The organism is Oleiphilus sp. HI0128, assembly GCF_001635365.1.
On sequence record NZ_LWGG01001001.1, the window covers coordinates 1 to 969 of the forward strand.

General features: G+C 41.2%; 2 protein-coding genes. Both read right to left on the reverse strand.

All coding sequences use genetic code 11. From position 1 onward, the window contains the following. Positions 1-421 precede the first annotated feature (421 nt). Complete coding sequence (locus A3763_RS17000) at positions 422-742, reverse strand: CZB domain-containing protein (protein WP_068509879.1); 321 nt, start codon at positions 740-742, stop codon at positions 422-424. Between the two features lie 10 nt (positions 743-752). Continuing rightward, positions 753-969 (reverse strand): transposase domain-containing protein (locus tag A3763_RS17005; protein WP_197482942.1); only part of this gene is annotated, 217 nt, incomplete at its 5' end.

Here is a 969-nt window from a genome sequence, read left to right on the forward strand (position 1 = left end):
ATTTAAGGGGGTCAGCATTGAAATGGACTTGCATGTCCTGGCCTACAATCTTAGACGAATGATCACAATTTTTGGTGTCAGCGGCTTAATCAAAGCTTTGATGACCAATGCATCCTAGGCTTAATCTGATTGCAGCTTCCTGTTGAGGCGCTATTTGGCTTGTATGAGCGGACTATTCTAAAAAGGCTGGTAATCACAAAAATCAAACATCGGCGCCAGATACATGACTGTAGCCCTGTGCTGTTTGTTGTGAACGAAATAAAGCTAGATCTATTTGAAATACGAGTTTTCACACAGCCTGAGCACAAAGCGCTACCTTTTTGAACACTACCGTCTATCTTCTTCACAGAGCGGACCTCATGTTAGTGGAGTTGTTTTCCTAGGTCATAAACAGAGGTAATATTGTAAAGTCTAAGGATTTTTAACGGTGCTGGATAAAATCATCAAGAATATTCAATACGCTATCTGATAAGCCAATAAGTTCTTCAACAGCTCCCTGTAGAGATAATGGTTCAGCGCCTGCTCGTGCAAGCTTATAGATCTCTATACCCTTCGCGTGTACTTTCGGATGAACATCTTCATATAGGTCTTTGAAGCGTTTTTTGGAACTTAGCGACTGGCCCTTATCTGACATTAGATACTTCCCAAGACGACATTGGGTATGATCTTTTAGCTCACTCTCTTGTACGCTGTTTTGTCCAAATAATGCAAAACGGATGTAAACGTAAGGCGAAGCGCACATATCCAAGAATCTAATGATTTAGTATGACATTCCATGGCAGCAGATCTTCCATTTCTGCTTGCTGATCTCTTTTACTAAGTGCTTTCAATAGATAATGAAGATAATCGAATGGCACAAGGTCATTTGCCTTTGCCGTTTCAACAATACTGTAAAGTACACTGCTGGCATGGGCACCACTAGTGGTGTTTGAGAATAACCAGTTTTTTCGCCCTATCACGAAGGGTTTG